An 18,710-nucleotide genomic window follows, 5' to 3' on the forward strand; every position below is an offset into this window, starting at 1 on the left:
TATATAATTATGAATCCATCTGAAAATTTAGTAAAAAATAGGAATGATCTTTCACCTTATCTCTTTCATTTCACAAAAGGGGAAGATGCGTATGATAAATTAGTAAATATTTTGAATCAATTAAAATTGATTTCTAACACTCATGATTATATTTGTTTTACAGAGACTCCGATAACGCACTTTAGAGAAAATCTTTTATATATGAATCGTTTCTATAAACCTATGTTGTCTTTTTACGGTATAGGTTTTAGAAGAGATTTGTTAATTAAAGACTTTGGAGCCAAATCTGTAATTTATGGTGATAAAAAGGACGAAGAAAACCTTAAGAAAATAGATATGGATTGGAGATTTGAGAAACTAAATGTTCTGACCCATGATTTCACTTGGTTGAGAGAATGGAGAATAAAACATGAATTTGATTTTTCCTCAATATCGCCAGAAGATATAATTATAATAGCTAAAACAGACGATGAAGTAAAGAACTTATGCTCTATGCAGGAACTTGAGGATATAGATTATGAATATGAGCCCGAAATAGGAGAATGTACAATATGGCCTATGTTTTCAAATATAAGAGGGTGGAAAGGTATATCTATTGAGCATGTAGAGAAATTATCTTCAGATAAAGAAGTTGATAGTTATTCTAAGTCATTAAAGATTGGTGATTATTTGTAAAAATCGAAATATCATTTAGTAGGTATATTCTGCAATATTCTCCACTTTAATTCAAATTTCCCTGTTAGGTGGAGGAAAAACACAAGGCATCTGCTTGTATTTCAAAATAAAGCGTTACCTTTGTCGTGTAATAGGAAATCGACTCCGCAAGACACTGCAAAATATTGCAAGCCTCCGGTGGAGCAATAGCGGGAGATTACTTCTTTAGCTAAAAGTTACATCAAAGATATTCAGCCACTTATCGTTAGATTACGATTCCTGGTGGAAATCATAATTATACTCAATCCAATCCATTATATAGTCAAGACGTTTCTTGTTCTGTTTCTTCGTTTTATCAACACTTATTCCATATGGTACCTTAATCATTTTGTCATTCCTGAAACATCCATTACTGCCACACCTTTTGAACATAAGATAATCCAGACTACCGTCTAATTTATATAACCTAATTGCCGTATTATAAAAGGCTTTATATTCTTCAAGTCTACAATCATATTTATTGCCATTACATTCCAGTTCTCCATAATAGGGCGACCTATAGCTATGACAACCATCTGATATACCTTCATGTTGTAGCCAGTTTGTTCTTGGAAGATTTTCAATAAGTAAATCGTGATTCAAAGAAAAGATGTCAACGACATAGTCTATCGAAAGTTTATCAAGATACTTCACTAAGTTTTCGTATCTCGAAAATTTATCAGACGCAATCTCACGCTCAAATTTTTCTGTTTTTCTTCCTTTCCTTAGTTCATGTTCTATCATCTGAGTATAAATAGTTTTCATATTAGAAACCAACCGATGGTAGTCAGAGAACATATAAAGAAATGGTTTTGCGAGTTTCTCATATGAGGAGTCATATATTCCTTCATTACTTATAAAATCAAAGAACTGTTCATAATCAAACTCATGGTTTTTATTATACTCCTTCATTGCTTCTGAACAGAACATCAAACAACTCTCATATAGACTGCCAGTTTGATATTTTTCCCATCAACTGAAATTGCAAGTTTCCCTGTAAAGTCAACAGTAATAGGCTCATTATTAATATTGAGCACAAAATCATTCAATTGCTTTCCTGTTGGCATTCCACAAGGTACAGAAAATCTGGAACCAATAAGAAAGACAACATGTTTTCTTTCACCATAGGGAATCTTATAAGGAACCATGTCTCCCAAATCTATATTTTTATGTCCTTGTTTCATAATTTCGTTATTATTTACTACATAATAAAATTCACTAAAAAGCATCTCTTAAATACTCTACCTCCTCACGCAACTTCAGTGAATAATACAATCGGGATAAGACGGAGCAACGACTCAACTTTATGAGCGTAAACACCCGATTTTATATCATTCATATTATACTTATTGATGTATTTTCCGGTAGGCTGATTATAAGTTCATAATGATTTCGAGCATTTTTGCCTGATGTCGAACCATATCATCAACATTCCATTCTAATCCAAATGGACGTTTTAAGGTATCGTCTTTAATACCAGCATCGTAATTATCTTGGCATATTTGTAACATGATTCTGAATTTTAATGAAGCAACGCTTACTTGGTTGGACTTTGTATCAAGATAGCGATTCTTTTTATCAATAGGATTCCAGTTGGAGCCAGAACTATTTGCATCAGAACCTATCATAGCCAAATTACCAAAGTAATTTATATCTTGCAAGTTAATTAGCATATTATCCCCAGCCTTGGCTTGTGGATAATAATGCTCCAAACTTTTTCGTGTTCGAGAGAAATAGAAATTTTTAAAAGGTTCCAACTCAAAGTCACTACAACCTAATGCTCTAAAAAACTTTATTCTATTACGAGAACCTTTCTTTTCTTTGTTACCTCGAAGTTCTTCCGCATATTTCTTCCAAAGCTTATAATCTGTATAGTTAAAAACATACAGAGGTATATTGCATGATCCAGTAGGATAAACACTATTGAAATCTCGATTCACTCCTTCTAATTCGATGTTCAATTCATAACAATTAAGAATAGTTTCGTCAAAACTATTAGGCTTAGGCTGATTTATTTCGTTGAGTTTACCCGTATCAAGATATACATCAAAGAAATACTTATCAGCTAGTTTTCTTAAAAAATCCACATAATCATTTAGATCACAATCCTCAAACAAGTGATATAAACAATAGAACAGATAGTTTTTTCTTTGCTTAGGCGTGAAAGCAACTTCAAACATAGACAGTAATTGAATTGCTTCATTTTGTTGTACTTTATTACCATCATACAAATCCTTAAGATAGGCAGCCTTATTACCCTTCTTATAATAATATTGCAATTTCCATGGATTTTCAATGGCTCTATCTTCACCATTTGCATGGTGTATAACATAGTTATCGAGAAAATATTTAGCCAAAAGGAGATTGTAGGCGAAGTCCTTAACGAACTTTGGAGTAAGATTTACCTTCTCGAACTCCTTAATTAGTTCTTTATCGTCAAGTGTAAAACTCAAAGGATTAAAATCATCTTTACTCAGCAACCTTGTAATTTTCAGTACAATCAATAAGAAATTCGGAAAGTCAATAATTGGCTGGAAATTATCATTCTTGTCTACTTCATCATCTTTATCTATCGTTTTTATAGACGAATTTAAAAGTTCTGAAATAGTTTTCATTCCTAATGACGAAAATAAGCCTTCATTAGAACTTGGAAACTCGTCGAAAGACTCTATAACAAAATCTTCCATAGTCTTACCAAAGACAGTTGTCATCTCTGGAAGTTTCTGCTGAATGTAGAAACTCATGTCGCTACAAGCCTCCCATATACGACTAAACTTCTCCATAGCGTCCTCATCACCTATCAACTGTTCGCTGAGTTTAGCTTTTACTATCTCATGCTTTTCTAACTGCTCACCACGAGAATTCATAACCTCAAAATAGTGATTTAAATCCACATCTTTTGGCACACGATAATGGATAATATGCACTTTGTTCAAAAAAAAATCCTTGAATGCATCTATGTCAGCCTTCTTTTCGCCAACAATGTCTTTAATTGCTTCCTTTGCATAATTGAATCCATCGACAATACCCTTATCTTTTTCTTCACCAAACTTAGGCATCTTTTCTATTGTCATAGCTGAAACCTTTCTTGCAGAATAAGTAAGACTATTTGCAATAGTTCCTATGCCCAAAGCCTTCAAGATGATGTAGATTGTTGTAAGTCGTTGCTGACCATCGATAACCTCAAAAATATTTTCATCTCTTTTGTATGTGACAAGAGTGCCAATATAGTAAACGGACTTCTCCAACGAATCATGTACATCCTTTATTAAGGCGTATATCTCTTCACACCCCCAAGCATAATTACGCTGATAGATAGGTATCTTGTATAATATAGATACCCCGCTGTTTGAGAAATATATGTCATTAATCGAACATTCTTCAAGAATATTTTTCAAATATTTCATTGTAATCAATTTTTATAAAAACCGTTTATATGGAAAAAATACAGATAGTTTTCATACACGCCATCTATCTCATCCTTTAGATTCTTTAATGTATCTCCTTTACCACTATACTCATAGCATTCCTGCGCCCAACCATCTTTAATATCATCATTCGAAAGAGGATTGACTTTGTCAGCCAAAGCACTCAATAATGAAGATGAAGTATCTTGCTTGGCAATCAATTTATACATATTGAATGCATTGATTTTATCACTCAACCCCATAATATAATTCTGTGCAGAAAGCCAACCAAGATTAGTGTATTGGGCTCTTAATGAATAAGCCCAAATGAATGCGTATACAACAAATTGTTCAAATAGTTCCATGTCTTCTTTTGTAGGATATGTTTCTGGGCAGAATCTATCAACGTAAAGCAGAACCGAAGTATCAAACAAAAGGCGTGCTATACCATTACCTATTCCTTTTTTTAAATGTCTATCCAATGTTTTAACTATAATGTTGTCATTAATATAGAAGCCCTCATATTTGTTGTTGTTCTGAATATCCTTTAGTATATTATAATAGTGCTTTGTATATTCAAAAAACGGTTTACCAGCAATTATTGGAGTATCTAATTGGAACGCATTTACATTTCGAGTACCAGAGACAAAAGGCATAGCAGAAGAGTTGACCATATCTGCATAACAATAGGCACTCTTGTAGAATTGGGCATAAGGTGTTCTTGAAAAACGCGTAATGCCTTTGAACATATGGATGTTGTGTTCATTTAAAACATTTGCCTTATTGCCACTTACCCATTCTTTGATACGATATAGGTAATTACCAAAGAAATCTGCTAAACCACTTTGTGAAACCTGTTCCCAATCCTTTACTATCTTTTCTGTTTCATCCTCACTAATGGTATTCATTTCGCGAAGATGGTATGCTTTCAACAAATCATGAGGATAAAGAGCTTTACCTCGTGCATTTTGAGAATCAAAGAACTGGAATGCTTCCGACACATCGGGAGTTATTACAACAATCAATTCACACATATTCTCAATATAGTCCCTAAGACGCTCCATCTCTCTTTGGTGTTCAGTAGCCGAGTCGCTGTCTTGCAACTTTAATCCGACCCTACGGTTAAGTGCATTATAGTTGTTAGCAATATTATGGTTATTGTGCACATTATTATATATTTTCTGCTGCAAGAACTCAATGCCATCTTCGCCTAATGCAGTCAAAAGTAATGAGAAAGTTATGGTACGTTGCAGACCATCAACAATATCATATTGTTCCTTATCCTTTGCTTTGTGAAGGATAAGTGTACCCACCCTGTATCTTTCTTTGTTGCTATTCTTCGCTTCAATAATGTCATCAAGCAATTGTATGGCATTACGAGCCGTCCACTTGTATGGACGCTGATAAATAGGCACACATAGACTTACATCATTAATTGGCTCTCCACTATTAGTAATAGTAATGGTTTTGCGAAGGAGCAAATCACCTATAGTAGTTATTGATAATGTTAGATTATTATTCATATTCTGCAAGTTCCTTTGAAATTGTCATATTATACTTATTGATATACTTTCCCGTTGGCGTGATCATAAACCTAGATGTACCAAGATTAATATTATCCAGTTTTAATGCCCTATACCAGGAATGACCTGCTTTTTCAGCCATATAAAGAAAAAGACGTTTCACTTTCTGAGACGTGCAGGCCTCCAACAATGTCTGAAACAAATTGGAACGAAGGGTTGTCATACTTTCAATGATATAATAAATGTCGAGCAAAGAAGATGAAGAATCAGGTAGGTTCAAGCACTCCAATATAGCTCGCTCTGGAGATGACACAAGAAAATTGCACTGATTGATAGTCATCGTTTCTACACCCAAAAGTTCATCGCCAAGAAAAGAGGTAGTCATGTATTTTATATTCATATCCCACTCCTCTTTTAGCAACCACGAAGGCAACTTATTGCTTTTGTCAGTAAAGAGAAAAGCCACAGGTTTTCCTATAAATAGGTAATGGGAGTACCCTCGGAGCTCCAAAGCTGTATATGCACCTACAACACAACTCTTACCAAGTTGTGTGTTATATGATGAAACAGTAGTCAATAGACTTGGTTCTGTTCCATGTAGCTTATAAACCCCTTTCGAAATACGGTCAAGCCATCCACTTTTCATATAAGCATACTGACCACGTGCATCCAATCCCTGACTTGAAAGCCATGAACCGAACAAAACTGAATCTCGTGGGATAAACTTTAATATTTGCTGCATTTTTGTAGCCATCTTCGTTTATTTTATGAATTTCAGCCTAAATTTATAGCAAAATTACTCTTTTAATTTTGTCCACCCAAACATTTTCCTCAAATATTGGTGAAATTTTTATAGAAATTTATCCACCAATTCATATATTTAGCGAATTCAGACACAAAAAGTATGCATGTAACTACATATAATGAGACGTTTGTCATCCAAAAGAGAAAAATGAGAAACTCAGTCTAAAGAAGTTCTTGCCACTCTCATTGGAAATATCGAGTGCATGGCTTGCGGTCAAACCGATTTATATAAACCGCTCCGTTCCAATATAGATAATCCTTTAAGGTAGCCGGAACTACGCCATCTGGCATGGAATATCGGTGAACGATTGGGAGTGCCCTTGGCGAAAAGAGTTGTTTTTATTAAGGAATCATTCCCATACGAACTTGCAAACGCAACCCTTGAATATCTTAAACTCAATTTACGGGATAATGTCTCAAGCCAGATTCCCATTGATGTGCCCGATAAAGGCGATTATCGTTTCCATTTAGATGCAGATAATGATGACTCGTAATAAAAAAAGTATGCAGACGAAATAATTAATCCGGTCTGTATTGTTCTGCAAAGTTTCATTGAGTTGGTTCGCAGCATGTTAAACGATTAAAATAGTTATAATATGGAAAAAGACCAACTGACATTCAACGACCTGCCTACTGTGGTAGGCGAACTATGCGACAGAATCGCAAGTATGGAAAACCTGCTTACGGAGAAACTTTCCAAGCAGTACGAAACCAAAGAGAACACGCACGTTCCCATGACCGTACAGGAGGCTTGCAACTATCTTAAAATGCCGTTGTAGACCTTTTATTACAAGGTCAAGAAGGACGATATTCCGGTTATAAAACAAGGAAAGCATCTCTACATCTATCGTGACGAACTGGATAGATGGCTGGAATCTTCCCGGAAGAATCCGGCTCCGCAAAGTTTCGAAGACGAGAATGAATCCTTGCTCGCCTCCCATCGCCGTAAACCGAACCCTAAAAACTGGTAGCGATGGAAAAGACGAACACTATTATTCTTTCTCCGGAAGAATTGGCCGCTTATATGGCGGAGTCAACAATAAGCGTAACAAGTACATACGAACACTCCCCGGTGGTTCTGATGGTGGACGATACTGTTATCGGAACATTGGGAAACTTCAGTGCTTCCATCGGGAAAGCCCAAAGCAAGAAAACTTTCAACGTTTCAGCCATTGTCGCATCGGCATTGAGTGGCAGCACCGTTCTTCATTATCGGTCTACATTTCCCGAAAACAAGCGGAAGATTCTATACATAGACACAGAGCAGAGGCGGTATCATTGCCAGTTGGTATTGAAACGCACCTTACGTTTGGCCGACTTGCCGGAATACAAGAATCCGGATAATCTAATTATGCTGGCTCTGCACAAGTTTTCCCCTAAATTACGTCTAGCGATAGTTGAACAGGCCATTGGCACAATACCGGATTTGAGATTGGTCATCATAGATGGCATTCGTAATTTCCTTTACGACACCAACTCCTCCAGCGAATCCACCGACATCATCTCCAAATTCATGCAGTGGACGGATGACAGGCAAATCCATATCCATACCGTCTTGCATCAGAACAAGAATGATGAACATGCCCGTGGTCACATCGGCACGGAACTCAACAATAAAGCGGAAACCATCATGCAGGTCGAAGTGGACAAAGAAGACAAAACTGTAAGCGTGGTCGAAGCCGTCCATATCCGTGACCGTGAGTTTGAGCCTTTCGCCTTCCGCATAAACGAGGAAGTCATGCCCGAACCGGTAGAGTCCTATCTGCCCAAAGAGAAGAAGACCGGACGACCAACCAAAGGACCGTTCGATCCGGACAAGGAGATTCCAAAGAATGTACATCGTCCAGCATTGGATACCGTTTTTGCCAATGGCAACATCAGCAATTACGATGATTATATAGAACGCTTGAAAGAGGGTTACGGATTGCAGGGTATAAAACTCAGTTATAACAAGGCAGTAAAGGTCGCAACATTGCTAAGCGACAAACAAATGGTTATAAAAGAAGGGAAAGATTATGCCTTCAATCCAGAATACCATTATTGAGTTCAACTTTACTTTATTGTCGGGGCGTATATATAAAAATAAAGCAAAGTCGGCAGGAAGACATCATGTGAGATATTCATATTCTCCCCTCTTTTAGAGGCTCATATCATCCTATGTTTCCTATCTGAGTGCCAGTTCACTATACGCATCCTATATAGTGTGTCGGGAAACATCAACAGGTAACTGTTGCGAGATATGCCAAGGTATAACCTCACTGCGTTACGGTTGTACATTGGCACTCTCACCTGCTCAGTTCCCTCGCCGGTGCGGTACTCGCAAGCTCGCACCTATTCAACCATTATAAAACGATTCAAATGAAAGAAGATATTGAAAATACATCGGATTCCTTGAAAGAAACCAGAAACGTCTTCATCGGAGCAAAAGTCACTCCTACTCAGAAGGAGCATATAAAATCACTGGCCGGACAATGCGGCATGACTGTAAGTGACTACATATTATCACGTGCGTATAACTTCAAGCCAAAAGCAAGGCTCACGAAAGAAGAAGCAGCACTGTTGCAGAATCTGGACGATTGTCGATCAGACCTCGTAAAATACATCTCCGCCCTACACGGAATGTCCACAAAGCAACGCATGGTAATGTTCAATTAGATTCCGTTCATGGTCGGCTGGCTTAAGGAACTTGGCAATGTGGCCGAAAATATCTGCCAGCTCCTGAATGCTGTAAAAGAGAAGAACAAAATTCCGTCCAACCCTAAATCCGAAGAAGAATGATTGCGAAAGCCAAAGCCATATCGCACGGCATAAACGACCTCCGTTACATTACCGGCGAATCACAGCATAAGAAGCATCCGGAGAAAATCTATCGGGTATTGGACAATCTGTTGTCCTCAGAACCGGACGCTATGGGGATATTGAACTCCATGCAGTTGACCCTATCCCAATATCGGTCTATAAAGAATTCTGTAATCAGAATCGAGTTGAGCCCATCGCCCGAACATACCCAATTCTATGACATCGAAGATTGGCAAAAACTTTGGCAGGAATTCGCCGAGGAGTTCGACAAACAAGTGATTATCGGCAAGAACGGAAAAGTCCGTTCCTGTCCGACCAATTTGGCGGGCAGCAAATACTCAGTTTGGTTGCATACGGAATCCAAAGGCGAAGTCCCTCACCTCCATGCTGCGATTTGCCGTTTGGATGAAGATGGCAATATCAACAACGACCATAACATTCATCTTCGTGCACAACGTGCAGCCGAGCGAGTGGCAAAGAAACGAGGCTGGACAACTGCAGCGCAAATCCGAAATTGGAACATTCCACAAGTGAACTGGGACTGTATGGAGGTGTTGAAAGCAATGCCATCATGGTCATGGGATGAATACAAGAGTGCTCTTATACGGAAAGGTTATACCGTCCATGAAAGAGAGGACAAGAAGGGTATTCTTCGTGGATATGCACTCGTGCATGGGAATACCAAATACAAGGCTTCCGAATTGGGAGTCGGCAGGAACCTAATGGTCTCGAAACTTCCTGCGACATGGGAGAAACTGTACCATCAGCCAGCAATTGCCATTAGAAACAATACACCCTTAGAGGTTCAACAAATAGCAGAACATAAGGCTGCACCTATTGACTACACCCAATATCGCCCAGACCATTCGGATATGATTCCCTACACCCTTACCCATAAAGATAAGGAACACAAGTTCTATATTCCGGAAAAAGTGCTTGACTGTTTCAACGACGAATTTAATTACAGGTTCGTTTCCAACTCGCATGAACTGGCTGATATGGCCGTGGCTATTTTTGTCGGACTGCTTGATACGCCGAATGTAGCAACCGGCGGAGGTGGCGGAGGTTCGCAAAGCGAGCTTCCATGGAGAGATAAAGACGAAGACGATTTGCAATGGGCTCGCAGATGCGCTCGTGCTGCCAGTCGTTCGTTAGGAAAGAAAACGATAATAGGATTAAAACGATAAGCGCATGAAGAAGAAATTTGATTTTTCCGCAGAAATGGCAGAAGCGGAATCCATAAAGTCCAATCCTAAGAATGAATATCAGGAGGAAGAAAATCGCCTACTCGATATCAATGCACAAGAACTTGTCAAGCTGAATGACAACGTGTTCAAGTTGAGAACGGATGTTAAAAATCTGTCCGACTCTATACGAGAGTGTAAACCTATCATTTCTGAAGAAATGCAGAAAATGGCAGTAGAATTTGGCGCAAGGCTTCTATGTGATTTTCTCAGTCAGATTGAAAGCAAATGCAAGGAAGCCGAGCGGAGAATAAAGAAAGCCGACAATGCCATCCATATTCCGGCTACCACATTTTATATCACCATTATAATACTGGTAGCCCTATCTTCTTTTTTCGTCAGCATGATAGTGGCCAATGCAGAAATATTGCATTCAGCGTTGATATGGAAAGCAGTCGTTATCTATATTCTTATTGCAATTTTGGGGATTGCCATGGCTATAATCGTACCGAAGATTTTGGATAAATGGACGTAATTGAAAGTTTACGAATCTTTAGAAAGCAACTATCATTGGCATTTGTTTGGTCGTATCATAGGCTATAACAATCCTGTAACCGCCGTAATTGTTACGGTGGTTACGGAATTGTTGTATAGTTCTGCGATTTGACATTTGAACTAAAAGTGCATACAAGCTATACTTCAATCAACATAGCTATTTTCTTTGAACTTGTCGGGTACATGTCGGGCATCTTCTACGTTTTATTTAACAATGACTGAGCTTAGTGCATTTTCACTTGGACTTGCTAACTTAGACCGTTTTTCTCCAAATGATCGCACAGAAGTTACATACCAGTAAAATGCTATTTGCCAAGCGACTTGAACATCTTGGCGATACAACGTTTCTTTTGTTCCATATTTGGATGGACATAAAGATTGAGCGTGGTACTGATATTTGAGTGTCCCAGCAATACACTGACTGTTTTATAGTCACAATTGCTTTCTATACAGCGAGTCGCAAAGCTATGCCTAAGCCCATGAAATTTCAATTTGGGGATACCAAGGTGCTCCATCAACCGTTTGTAATAATTGCGATATGTTCGTGGTTCTGTGGGCAATGGTTCATTGGTGAGTATGTAGTAATCCGCATTTACCACTTTTTTCAGCGGTTTCACCAATGCAAGCAACTCCTTGCTCATAGGAATTTCACGGCAGGAGTTCTTTGTTTTAGGCGTATTGATAACCAGCTCAGTATGTTTCATTTCACCTTCGATAATATAAATACGCTCTATGGTACGCTGAACGCTGATAGTTCCGCTATCCACATCAATGTCACTCCAGCGTAAAGCACAAACTTCACCAATACGAAGTCCGGTGCTTAGGCTTATATAGATGCCTAAATTACGGAATGTGAAATTTTGACGAATGTAGTCCAATATTTTCTTGTGATGGGCTACAGTCAACACCTCCAGCTCCTTGTTCTTTTCTGTTGTAGGATATTTTATGTCCCATTCTGAATAATTCATCCATTCGTGTTTTACTCCGAACTTCATCACCATTTTGAGCACAATAAGAATGTCCTTTACCGATTTTACACTCATACCACCATTGAGTTTTTGTAGTACAAAATCTTGTACCGCTTTCTCGCTTAACGCATCACTTTCACCAAAATATGGTAAAAGATGGTTTTCCAGAATCAACATATAAGCTGCAAATGTTGATTGCTTCACATACGGACGCTTGTCTTCTCGCCAAGCCATCGCAATTTCTCTAATTGATTTCTTTGTCATAATTGCTTTTTTAGGGGTTTCCTATAATTAGAGAAATATAATGGGCAATGTTCCAAATCTGAGATTCCCGGAGTTCTGTGGGGAGTGGGAAACGATAAAAGTTTCAGAGCTTTTAGATTTCTACTCAACCAACTCTCTGTCATGGGAACAATTAGATTATAGTAACGGTAAAATCAAGAATTTGCATTACGGTTTAATTCATAAAGGAGTACCTACCATGGTAGATGTTGCTTGTGATTCTCTTCCTTACATCAAAGAGGAATCTATGCTCAAATCATTTACCCTATTCAAAGAAGGAGATGTAGCATTTGCTGATGCGTCTGAAGATACAAACGATGTAGCTAAAGCCATAGAAGTTGTTAATTGTGATAACCAACAAATCGTTTCTGGCTTACACACAATACATGGACGTGATAATTCTAATCGGACTGTTATTGGTTATAAAGGTTATGCTTTTGCTTCTGATTCATTCCACAAGCAGATTAGAAGAATTGCTCAAGGTACAAAGGTTTTTTCTATCAGTGTTCGCAATTTTGATGAAGCATATATCGGAATCCCTTCAAAAGAAGAACAAACCCAAATTGCAAAACTGTTAATAACCATAGACAAGCGCATTGCTACCCAAAACAAAATCATTGAGGATTTGAAAAAACTAAAGTCCGCAATAACAGATTTACTCTTTCATTCAATAGCAGATGCTCATACCATACGTTTAGGCAAAATTGCACATATTACGAATGGTGCTGGTGACGTGCAAGATGCTAATACAGAACATCAAGAAGATTGGTATCCTTTCTTTGACCGTTCAGAAGAATTAAAATGGTTTCCAACTTATTCGTTTGACAAAGAAGCTGTTATTTATGCTGGCGAAGGACAAAGTTTTTATCCTCGATATTATAATGGGAAATTTGCTTTACACCAAAGGTGTTACGCCATAACGGATTTCGCTTCATGTATTATACCAAAGTATTGTTACCATTTTATGAATACATTAAATTCTTATTTTGTTAGAAATTCAGTTGGTTCTACTGTACCATCTTTGAGAATGGATATATTTCAAAAGGTAGAAATTAGACTACCTCCTATACCAAAGCAACAGCATATATGTAAAATTATTGATGCTTTTTATACTAAACTTGAAGTCGAACAAAGGGGCATTTCTATTTTACAAGAATTGAAGCAATTTTTGCTCTCGCAGATGTTCATATAAACATTTGCGAGAGCAGGTATCTTCGTTGCTGCTGATATTTAGAAAATATGCTATCCACTAATGAAAGATTGTTTTCGATTTTTGAAATGTACTTACTGATATTCTTTTGTTGCTCAATACTTGGCAAATGAATTTCTATATTGCACAACTCCTCAAGCGAACACTGCCTTCCAGGCGTTTATACATTTCATGTTTGAATGTTTGTGATGCAAAATAGTACTTTAGATAACTGGGTAATAATTCTGATTTTGTAGTAAAGCAAACATACATGGGACTAACAATACCATTACCGTCCATTTCGTACAATGCTATTGAGCCAACATTTATACGAGCAGGATTGTATGCAAACATACCTTTCTTCACAACCTTATAATTTGAGGTATCATCGCTTGCTACTTCTCTGTCCTCAAATTGGTTTGATTGAGCTATAAATCCGTATTTGTTACTAACCGAAAGAACTTGCAAATCAGAGCCACTGCGATTTCTATCAGAACATTGTTTGAGTAATTCGGACAGTGGAATCATATTTGTTTGTGAAGAATAGCACCGATGAATAATTGCGGACATTACTGTACAGCAATCCTTAATTAAAGGGCTTGCAGTTGCGCTAACGACCAAAGAAAAGGCTAACATTGCAATTTCTCAGTGTTTAGAGTGTCATAGCTCAACACTTCAAGAGAGCGAGGTTTTGTCTAGTGGACTATGCAAAGTGTTTGGTGCAAATGGATTGGTTGGTTATAAAGATGTGCCACAAATGAACGGTGATGCGATACTGGTAATCAAGGATGGTTCGGGTGTTGGTACAGTTTCCTATGCACAGGGCAAATTTTCGGTAATTGGCACACTCAACTATCTTACTGTCATAGGCAACAATGATTTGCGGTATCTGTACTTTGCGCTGTCAGTGTTCAACTTTCAACCGTACAAAACTGGTATGGCGATACCACATATCTACTTCAAAGATTATGGTAAAGCGAAAATATATTGTCCTTCACTTGCTGAACAAAAGCGTGTCGCAAACGTGCTTGACAAATTGGAGAGCAAACTTTTTGTTGAGCAAGAACTTCTTGCGTCATTCAATCAACAAAAACTGTATTTGTTGGGGAAGATGTTTATATGAACATCTTCCTTAATAGATATTGTTTCTGTATTTGATATTTCTGTAATAGTTGCCTTTCAACATCCTCTTTAAGCGATAACACTGAAAGAAAATGACTAATTTCTTTTTGCCTATCTAAATCTGGTATTGGGCATTTTATGTGATTTATATCCTTTAGGTAGGCTGTTTTCATCGTACCTTCAGTTACAACACGTTCAACTTCTTTTTGAAAATATGAAGATTGCATAAAGTAATAAAGAAATTCAACATCAATATTTGTATTAGGGACAATACCTAAAATTCCTTGTTTGGTACAGACTGGATATTTGTTTATAGAAATAGCACCGATTGTTGCTCCATTAGAGTATATAATGGAGTGCGTAGGAATCAGCCATGCTGAAGATTTTTTGAGTCCTAACTCTGTAATATAGTCTTTGTTAGCCGATAAATATTTATTTCTCAAATCGTCTATTTTTATGAAAGGAATGCTGCCGTTATCATAAAATTCTGTATTTGACGTAGTGGGTGTTCCACCCTCACCTGCTTTACTATATAATGTTTCAAATGCCACTAACTGCCCACATTTCAGAGTTATTATATCATCTATAAGCCCTTTAATTAAGGATTGCAGTTTCTCAATGATTTTGTTTTGGGTAGCGATGCGAGCATCCACACATTGCAAGAGTTTTCCAATCTTTTCTTGCTCTGACAATCTTGGTATATCAAGAGATACCTTACTTAATCCATCTTGTCCAATATTGAAATGCTGTGCTCCTGCTCCTTTCACAATGATTCTTTTCCGTGCAGTAGGTGAAGCCAAAAGGTAGCGAAAGAATAAAGGATTATAGTTGCCCTTACTCTTTCCACGGATTACGAAGCCACCAAATATTGCAGGCTTGCTATCCAAATAAACATTTGCCCGACCAACATCCTCCAAAGTTTCTGAACTGCGTTGAAAAAGGATGTCGCCATAATCAACTCCATATGTTTCAATATCTCCATCTTGAAGTTCTACAGATGCACGAATATTATCATAGCAAATATATTGGTTATTAAGAATATCCATAACAGATATGAACTTCGTTCCACGTCCGAAACGCTTAGCGTCAGGATTCAAACCATTTTTGAAATTCATAAAATCGGTGAGCGGTTGACTGCTCCACTCCCCACTAAACTCCGGGAATCTCAGATTTGGAACATTGAGGATTTTATTTTCGTTATTATTTGCCATAATCATTATTCTTTATCAGGGTTAATATCAAACGGCAACAATTTGTCGCCATTATTAAACCGGTCGAAATCAGAGATAAAAGAACGGTCTTGAATCACTTTATATTTCTCGTACTCGCCATACGCCTTCTCTCGTGCTGCTTCTTGTGAAACTTTACCGGCAGTATCTTGTGCCTTATAATCCATAGTGCCAAGAAACTGTTCAAGACGTTGCTTCCAATCTTCCATCGTTGTTATAATGTGACGTTGGGCACGAAGCTCTGCAAATTCAAGGAATGCGTTAGTTACGCCGTTAAGTTCGGAAATCTCTTTGTCTGACAAATAGTTCTTTGCCACAATCGTATCGGACTTCTGGACTCTACCATCGGGAGCTTTCTTCCAAGTGGCCAATCCCATATGGGGCATTTCAGAGTCGGCACGTTCATACACTATTTCAGCAGCGGTACGATTAGTCACAGCCAAATGCATCATATTTTGCACCATTTTGAAGAACAATTTAGTACAATCCGATTTCGGGTCGTAATCAGCACTGCATTCCGCATAGATGTCTGTTATCTTCTGGTAGTATCTGCGTTCCGATGTGCGTATCTCACGAATACGCTCCAGCAAATCATCAAAATAATCTTTGCCAAAATGCTTTCCCTGTTTTAGTCTTTCATCATCAAGAGCATACCCTTTAATGACAAATTCCTTCAAAACAGACGTAGCCCAAATACGAAACTGAGTGGCTTGATAGCTATTGACACGATAACCTACCGCTATGATAGCATCCAAATTATAGAACAACGGTGTACGCTCCACGTCTCGTTCTCCCTCGGATTGAACTATCCCAATTTTTCGGATAGTTGCCTCTTTGGTAAGTTCACCGGATTCATAAATCTGTCCAAGATGATAGTTGATGGTTCGTACATCCACCCCAAACAAGTCCGCCATGCGCTTTTGCGACATCCAGAATGTTTCACTATTGAATATTACCTCTACTCGAACTTCTCCTTGTGCGGTTTTATACAGTAACAGATTGGAACTATATGAGTTAAGCACCAATTCGTTAGTAGATATGGTTTGAGAAAAGTAATCTCTTGCCTGTTGTACCAATACTTTTTTTGCATCAGCATTTTCAGCAATAATCATACACGCCATACGTGACAAGCGGAAGATACTGACTTTACGGAACGAGCCACTGCCTATCTTCACCATATCAACCGCTTGGTTGAAATGCTCATCAATATTCATTCCTTTTATGCCTGCGACTTTGATTGCTTTGTCTATGACTTTTTGGAATTTCCAATAAGCCGAATAACCCATAGCAGCGCATAGGTCACGTGAACTCCAATATTCATTTTCGCTCTCATCGTGACGGCGGATATTGTCGAATGAAGGACGCATTTCCGGGATGTTATCTATCTCTGCCATAACACTATTATTCAACCAGTCCCAATTCTTTAAGATATACTTCAATCTCCTTATCTAGTTCGGCACGTTTGGCTTCCAACTCCTTGATTTCTGCCATTACAGCTTTAATGTCAATAGGTTCTTCCTCTTCAAAAGTATCGACATAACGAGGAATATTCAGATTATAGTCGTTATCGGCAACCTCCTGTAAAGTGGCAAGATGGCTGTACTTTTCTATTTCTTTTCGCTCGCGATAGGTATCAACAATCTTGTCAATATGCTCTTTACGCAGTTTGTTTTGTGTCTTGACTTTCTCAAACTCCTTGCTCGCATCTATGAACAGAATATTATCATCTTCCTTACGGCATTTCTTCATCACAAGAATACAGGTCGGAATACTTGTACCATAGAATATATTAGCCGGCAAACCGATAATGGCATCGATATAGTTTTTCTTCTCTATCAGGAAACGGCGTATTACCCCTTCTGCATTACCACGGAACAAAACACCGTGTGGAGCGACACAAGCCATCGCCCCACCTTCGTTCAAGTGATAAATCATGTGTAGGATAAAAGCATAATCTGCTGTCTTCTTTGGCGCAAGTCGCCCTGCTTTGCTGAAACGGTCATCGGTATTAAATTTGTCGGCAGCACTCCATTCGGCAGAGAATGGAGGATTTGCGACTACCGCATCAAACTGAGTGTCGCCAAAGACATCCCATTCAAGCGTATCGCCGTTTTCAATCTTGAAATTGCTGAATCTGATACCGTGAAGCAACATATTCATTCTGGCGAGGTTGTAGGTCGTCGGATTCTTTTCCTGTCCGTAAATATCAACCGCATTTCCAATACTTGCAGCACGAAGAAGCAATGAGCCACTACCACAAGTAGGGTCATATACATTGCGCAAACGCTGGTGTCCAATGGAAACAATCTCTGCCAAAATACGGCTAACTTCCTGCGGAGTATAGAATTCCCCGGCTTTTTTCCCGGCTCCTGCCGCAAACTGCGAAATCATATATTCGTAAGCATCACCCAAGATGTCAATTTCCTGTGATGCCTCTACGCTAAAGTCTATATCGTCCAATGCAAGAAGCACATTGCTGACGAGTGTATTTTTATCATTGGCTGTTTTACCCAATTTAGGTGAAGCCAAGTCTATATCTGAAAACAATCCTCCGAAATCCTCTTCGCTGTCCTGTCCAAGAGTGCTGTCTTCGATACGCTTCAATGAACGTTCAAGTATAGGTAAAATGTTCTCTTTCCACTTGATGGCCTCTATTACGGACGAAAACAAGAATTTCGGTTCAATGAAGTAACCTATATTTTCCAAGCATTGATTCTTTACTTCCTCTTGTAACTCGACTACATCGGTATCATCCATTTCCCACAATTCCTTAAAGGTTATTTCATCATCCACCAAGGCATTGTTGGCATACTTTTCTATTTTCTCAGATAAGTATTTATAGAAAATAAAACCCAATGTGAAATACATAAAGTCGCTTGCCGACATATTGCCACGCAAACGATTTGCGACCTCCCAAAGCTGGTCACGGAGTTTCTGTTGCAGTTCTTCGCTCAT

At 38.2% G+C, this 18,710-nt stretch carries 16 protein-coding genes and 3 pseudogenes; 9 read left to right on the forward strand and 10 right to left on the reverse strand.

The window, feature by feature from the left end; all coding sequences use genetic code 11:
- The first annotated feature begins 9 nt into the window (after window positions 1-9).
- Complete coding sequence (locus HMPREF9446_RS11305) at window positions 10-675, forward strand: hypothetical protein (protein WP_009125793.1); 666 nt, start codon at window positions 10-12, stop codon at window positions 673-675.
- Window positions 676-924: 249 nt separating this feature from the next.
- On the opposite strand, the gene HMPREF9446_RS11310 is transcribed toward HMPREF9446_RS11305, so the two are convergent.
- From HMPREF9446_RS11310 to HMPREF9446_RS11330, 5 genes are all read right to left on the reverse strand, one after another.
- Window positions 925-1,605 carry a hypothetical protein gene (locus tag HMPREF9446_RS11310; protein ID WP_148345791.1) on the reverse strand — a complete coding sequence of 227 codons (681 nt, stop codon included), beginning with the start codon at window positions 1,603-1,605 and terminating at the stop codon, window positions 925-927.
- A 17-nt stretch (window positions 1,606-1,622) separates the two neighbouring features.
- Window positions 1,623-1,877, reverse strand: coding sequence for a hypothetical protein (locus HMPREF9446_RS11315; protein ID WP_148345793.1), 255 nt, complete (start codon window positions 1,875-1,877; stop codon window positions 1,623-1,625).
- Window positions 1,878-2,066: 189 nt separating this feature from the next.
- Window positions 2,067-4,100: a GmrSD restriction endonuclease domain-containing protein gene (locus tag HMPREF9446_RS11320; protein WP_009125796.1), complete on the reverse strand. Its 2,034-nt coding sequence runs from the start codon at window positions 4,098-4,100 to the stop codon at window positions 2,067-2,069.
- A 5-nt stretch (window positions 4,101-4,105) separates the two neighbouring features.
- Window positions 4,106-5,623 (reverse strand): DUF262 domain-containing protein, encoded by a 1,518-nt coding sequence (locus tag HMPREF9446_RS11325; RefSeq protein WP_009125797.1) that lies wholly within the window; start codon window positions 5,621-5,623, stop codon window positions 4,106-4,108.
- On the reverse strand, window positions 5,616-6,377 hold the full coding sequence (locus HMPREF9446_RS11330; protein ID WP_009125798.1) for a type IV toxin-antitoxin system AbiEi family antitoxin: 762 nt from the start codon (window positions 6,375-6,377) through the stop codon (window positions 5,616-5,618). Before HMPREF9446_RS11330 ends, HMPREF9446_RS11325 begins: the two co-directional genes overlap by 8 nt.
- Before the next feature lie 211 nt (window positions 6,378-6,588).
- On the opposite strand from HMPREF9446_RS11330, the pseudogene HMPREF9446_RS19155 reads away from it, so the two are divergent.
- The 6 genes and pseudogenes from HMPREF9446_RS19155 to HMPREF9446_RS11355 form a co-directional block, all read left to right on the forward strand.
- Window positions 6,589-6,921, forward strand: a pseudogene (locus HMPREF9446_RS19155) (hypothetical protein); the annotation flags it as partial.
- Between the two features lie 102 nt (window positions 6,922-7,023).
- Window positions 7,024-7,398, forward strand: a pseudogene (locus HMPREF9446_RS11335) (helix-turn-helix domain-containing protein).
- Window positions 7,399-7,400: 2 nt separating this feature from the next.
- Entirely contained in the window at window positions 7,401-8,471 is a 1,071-nt protein-coding gene (locus HMPREF9446_RS11340) for an AAA family ATPase (protein ID WP_009125801.1), read from the forward strand.
- A gap of 314 nt (window positions 8,472-8,785) precedes the next feature.
- A pseudogene (locus HMPREF9446_RS11345) lies at window positions 8,786-9,205 on the forward strand (plasmid mobilization protein).
- Window positions 9,202-10,413, forward strand: a complete 1,212-nt coding sequence (locus HMPREF9446_RS11350; RefSeq protein ID WP_009125804.1) for a hypothetical protein — start codon at window positions 9,202-9,204, stop codon at window positions 10,411-10,413. Before HMPREF9446_RS11345 ends, HMPREF9446_RS11350 begins: the two are co-directional and overlap by 4 nt.
- Window positions 10,414-10,417: 4 nt before the next feature.
- On the forward strand, window positions 10,418-10,945 hold the full coding sequence (locus tag HMPREF9446_RS11355; protein ID WP_005864323.1) for a hypothetical protein: 528 nt from the start codon (window positions 10,418-10,420) through the stop codon (window positions 10,943-10,945).
- A gap of 325 nt (window positions 10,946-11,270) precedes the next feature.
- Here the strand turns inward: HMPREF9446_RS11355 and HMPREF9446_RS11360 are convergent, their stop codons facing one another.
- The gene (locus HMPREF9446_RS11360) at window positions 11,271-12,197 is read right to left on the reverse strand and encodes a tyrosine-type recombinase/integrase (RefSeq protein ID WP_005864322.1); all 927 of its coding nucleotides are present in this window, start codon (window positions 12,195-12,197) and stop codon (window positions 11,271-11,273) included.
- A 40-nt stretch (window positions 12,198-12,237) separates the two neighbouring features.
- On the opposite strand from HMPREF9446_RS11360, the gene HMPREF9446_RS11365 reads away from it, so the two are divergent.
- The gene (locus HMPREF9446_RS11365) at window positions 12,238-13,407 is read left to right on the forward strand and encodes a restriction endonuclease subunit S (RefSeq protein ID WP_009125806.1); all 1,170 of its coding nucleotides are present in this window, start codon (window positions 12,238-12,240) and stop codon (window positions 13,405-13,407) included.
- 135 nt (window positions 13,408-13,542) lie between these two features.
- On the opposite strand, the gene HMPREF9446_RS11370 is transcribed toward HMPREF9446_RS11365, so the two are convergent.
- A complete protein-coding gene (locus tag HMPREF9446_RS11370; protein ID WP_009125807.1) occupies window positions 13,543-13,932 on the reverse strand; it encodes a hypothetical protein in 390 nt (129 codons plus the stop codon).
- Between the two features lie 163 nt (window positions 13,933-14,095).
- On the opposite strand from HMPREF9446_RS11370, the gene HMPREF9446_RS11375 reads away from it, so the two are divergent.
- Window positions 14,096-14,527 (forward strand): restriction endonuclease subunit S, encoded by a 432-nt coding sequence (locus HMPREF9446_RS11375; RefSeq protein ID WP_234393924.1) that lies wholly within the window; start codon window positions 14,096-14,098, stop codon window positions 14,525-14,527.
- On the opposite strand, the gene HMPREF9446_RS11380 is transcribed toward HMPREF9446_RS11375, so the two are convergent.
- Genes HMPREF9446_RS11380 through HMPREF9446_RS11390 form a run of 3 tightly spaced genes read right to left on the reverse strand, consistent with a single transcriptional unit; the run spans window position 14,520 to window position 18,710 of the window.
- The gene (locus tag HMPREF9446_RS11380; protein WP_009125809.1) at window positions 14,520-15,743 is read right to left on the reverse strand and encodes a restriction endonuclease subunit S; all 1,224 of its coding nucleotides are present in this window, start codon (window positions 15,741-15,743) and stop codon (window positions 14,520-14,522) included. The two genes, HMPREF9446_RS11375 and HMPREF9446_RS11380, sit on opposite strands and share 8 nt — an antisense overlap.
- Window positions 15,743-17,149, reverse strand: coding sequence for a RhuM family protein (gene rhuM, locus HMPREF9446_RS11385; protein ID WP_009125810.1), 1,407 nt, complete (start codon window positions 17,147-17,149; stop codon window positions 15,743-15,745). The genes HMPREF9446_RS11380 and rhuM overlap by 1 nt, the downstream gene beginning before the upstream one ends.
- 7 nt (window positions 17,150-17,156) lie before the next feature.
- A complete protein-coding gene (locus HMPREF9446_RS11390) occupies window positions 17,157-18,710 on the reverse strand; it encodes a type I restriction-modification system subunit M (protein WP_009125811.1) in 1,554 nt (517 codons plus the stop codon).

Origin of the sequence: Bacteroides fluxus YIT 12057 (genome assembly GCF_000195635.1) — a bacterium.
GTDB classification, from domain to species: Bacteria; Bacteroidota; Bacteroidia; order Bacteroidales; family Bacteroidaceae; genus Bacteroides; species Bacteroides fluxus.

Coding starts and splice junctions, on each gene's coding strand:
- HMPREF9446_RS11330 (WP_009125798.1), bottom strand. CDS start 6,377: ATGGCTACAAAAATGCAGCAAATATTAAAGTTTATCCCACGAGATTCA.
- HMPREF9446_RS11355 (WP_005864323.1), top strand. CDS start 10,418: ATGAAGAAGAAATTTGATTTTTCCGCAGAAATGGCAGAAGCGGAATCC.
- HMPREF9446_RS11325 (WP_009125797.1), bottom strand. CDS start 5,623: ATGAATAATAATCTAACATTATCAATAACTACTATAGGTGATTTGCTC.
- HMPREF9446_RS11305 (WP_009125793.1), top strand. CDS start 10: ATGAATCCATCTGAAAATTTAGTAAAAAATAGGAATGATCTTTCACCT.
- HMPREF9446_RS11380 (WP_009125809.1), bottom strand. CDS start 15,743: ATGATTATGGCAAATAATAACGAAAATAAAATCCTCAATGTTCCAAAT.
- HMPREF9446_RS11340 (WP_009125801.1), top strand. CDS start 7,401: ATGGAAAAGACGAACACTATTATTCTTTCTCCGGAAGAATTGGCCGCT.
- HMPREF9446_RS11350 (WP_009125804.1), top strand. CDS start 9,202: ATGATTGCGAAAGCCAAAGCCATATCGCACGGCATAAACGACCTCCGT.
- HMPREF9446_RS11370 (WP_009125807.1), bottom strand. CDS start 13,932: ATGATTCCACTGTCCGAATTACTCAAACAATGTTCTGATAGAAATCGC.
- HMPREF9446_RS11360 (WP_005864322.1), bottom strand. CDS start 12,197: ATGACAAAGAAATCAATTAGAGAAATTGCGATGGCTTGGCGAGAAGAC.
- HMPREF9446_RS11365 (WP_009125806.1), top strand. CDS start 12,238: ATGGGCAATGTTCCAAATCTGAGATTCCCGGAGTTCTGTGGGGAGTGG.
- rhuM (WP_009125810.1), bottom strand. CDS start 17,149: ATGGCAGAGATAGATAACATCCCGGAAATGCGTCCTTCATTCGACAAT.
- HMPREF9446_RS11310 (WP_148345791.1), bottom strand. CDS start 1,605: ATGAAGGAGTATAATAAAAACCATGAGTTTGATTATGAACAGTTCTTT.
- HMPREF9446_RS11390 (WP_009125811.1), bottom strand. CDS start 18,710: ATGAGCGAAGAACTGCAACAGAAACTCCGTGACCAGCTTTGGGAGGTC.
- HMPREF9446_RS11320 (WP_009125796.1), bottom strand. CDS start 4,100: ATGAAATATTTGAAAAATATTCTTGAAGAATGTTCGATTAATGACATA.
- HMPREF9446_RS11315 (WP_148345793.1), bottom strand. CDS start 1,877: ATGAAACAAGGACATAAAAATATAGATTTGGGAGACATGGTTCCTTAT.